We start from the raw sequence: 2380 nt of genomic DNA, 5'->3' as shown, positions 1-2380 counted from the left end.
GTTCCAGCCGGCCGGCATCGCCGCGACCTTCGCGACAGCCCTGCCGCGCGCCGTCGTGGCGGCTGGCGCGGGTGCCGCGCCCGACGACGCGGCCGCCTACGCCGAAAGCCTTGCCGAGGCGCTGGAACGACCCGAGCCGGACGCGGCGCTGGCGGTCCTGGCCGACATGCTGCTCGCGGTGCGCGACGCGCCGGAAACGATGGCCGCCGCCCGGGCGCTGCTGCGGCATGCCGCGCGGCATCCGCTGTGGCGCGGCCCGGCGCTCGGGGCGATCCCCGCCGCGCTGATGGAGGAGGAGGCGCGCAGCGCATGGCCCTGATCATCCTCGACCCGAACCTGGAGGGGGAATCGGGTCATCACCTCGCCTATGACCTCGCCATCGCACGCGAAGCGATGGCGCGCGGGCAGACGGTGACGATCGTCGCCAACCGCCGCTTCGGCCTGACGGCGATCGAGGGCGTGCGCGTCCTGCCGCATTTCACGGAGACCACCTACGCGGTCCGGCACGACGACCCGGTCACGGGGAAGTTCGACGACATCCGCCACTTCAACGACCTGCTCGGCGCCGAGCTCGCGCTGCTGCCCGCCGAGCTGGTCGGGCCGCGCGACGCTGTGCTCGCACCCACCGTGACCGAGACGCATCTCACCGGCCTGATCGGCTGGATGAAGGGGTTCGAGCCAGCCTCGGCTCCGCTCTTCGTCGTGCACCTGATGTTTCCCTCGGGCGTCGCCGTCGATGCGGCCGGGGGCATCCAGGTCGAGGATCCGATCGCGGCACTCGCCTACCGCCTTGCCGGCCGCGTCGCGGAGGCGCCGGGGCCGCCCGTGCATCTCTTCGCCAGCGGGCCGCAGCATGCCGTCGAGTTCGGCGCGCTGTTCGGCCGCCCGGTGCCGCCGCATCCGCTGCCGATCCGCCCCGAGCCGCCGGAGATCGCGACAGCGACCGGCGACAGGGTGCTGCTCTTCGCCGGCGATGCGCGCCTCCACAAGGGCATCGCGCTGGTGGCGCCGCTGCTCGACCTGCTGGCGCCCGCGCATCCCGACTGGACCTTCGCCGCCCATGTGAACACCGCGGCGGCCTGGGGGGAGGCGGCAGCGGCGGCGGCCGAGCTGCGGTCCCGCACGGCGCTGCATCCGAACCTCGACCTCGCCGAGGGGCGGCTGAAGGGCGAAGCCTATGCGGCGCTGCTCGCGGGCACGCGCATCGCGCTCTTTCCCTATGATCCGCTGCGCTACCGGCGGAAATCCTCGGGCGTGCTGTGGGAATCGGTCTGCCTCGGCCTGCCGGTCGTGGTGCCGGCAGAGACCTGGCTCGAGAACGAGGCGCGGCACTGGGGCGCGGGGCATGTCACCTATGCCGCGCATGAACCCGCTGCGATCGCCGCCGCGCTGCGCAGCGCGATCCGGGAGATCGATGCCCTCGCGGCCGCCTCCGCGGCCGCGGCGCTGCGGTACCGCGCTGCCAATGGCGCGGCCGCGCTGCTGGACCAGATCGGTGAACTGTGGGTGCGCCACGCGGCGACGATGAGCCTCATCGCGCGGCCAACCGCCGCTGCGATCGACCTGTCGCAGCCGGAGCAAGGCTGGCACCGGCCCGAAGCTTTGCAGGGTGCGCCCGTGCGATGGACCGACCGCGAGCCGGTCCTGGTCTTCGACTGGCCCTTCGCGGAGCCATGGCAGGTCGAGTTCACCCTGCTGTCGCATTTCGGCGCGGCCCAGATCGAGCGCGCCGAGGCCCAGGCAGGCGACCTGCCGGTGACGCTGGCCTTCCATCAGCAGGCGGCAGGCGGCAGGCTCCTGGCCTCCGGCCCGGGGCCAGGGCGCGCGCGGCCGCGCATCGCGCTGCGCATCCGGCTGGCGCACACCCATCGGCCGCCGAACGACGCGCGCGATCTCGGGATGCTGGTGGCGGCGATCCGCGTCGGGCCCGCGGGCGATGCCCCGCGAACGGAGCCCGCGCAACGCCCCTTCGCGAGCGTGCTGAGCGCGCCGGCCCCGGACGGCGGCTGGCTCCTGGCACCCGCGGCGAGCGGCATGGTGGGAACGGAGGCCGGCACGCCCTGCGTGCTCATCTTCCGCTTCGGCGCCGGCCCCGTGCCGGCGATGCGTGCCATCACGCTGTTCATCGCCGGGCGGGAGGTGCCGCTCAACCTCTCGGCCGAGACCTCTGGCACCTGGCTCGCAACCGCGGAGGTTCCGGCCGCGCTACTCGCCGGCGCGGATCGGCTGCCCTGGGACCTGTTGGCGGGCGAGACGGAAGCCGGCCCGGCGCCGCGCCTCGTCGCAGTCGGCGCGGCGCCGCTGGGCGGCACGCCGGTGCGGCTGCTCAACTCGCACGACGCGCCCGTCGCGGCGGAGGCTCCTCCCGCGGAGGCCGGGC

General features: G+C 74.7%; 2 protein-coding genes. Both read left to right on the top strand.

The window, feature by feature from the left end; translation table 11 throughout:
* Positions 1 to 319: hypothetical protein (locus HW577_RS23730; RefSeq protein WP_198378572.1), on the top strand; the 319-nt coding region annotated here is incomplete at its 5' end.
* Positions 310 to 2380: hypothetical protein (locus tag HW577_RS23725; protein ID WP_198378571.1), on the top strand; the 2071-nt coding region annotated here is incomplete at its 3' end. The genes HW577_RS23730 and HW577_RS23725, both read left to right, overlap by 10 nt.

This window comes from Neoroseomonas rubea (assembly GCF_016106015.1).
GTDB lineage: Bacteria > Pseudomonadota > Alphaproteobacteria > Acetobacterales > Acetobacteraceae > Neoroseomonas > Neoroseomonas rubea.
Note: the sequence above shows the minus strand (reverse complement) of the source record. Positions and strands in the feature narration are given on the sequence as shown.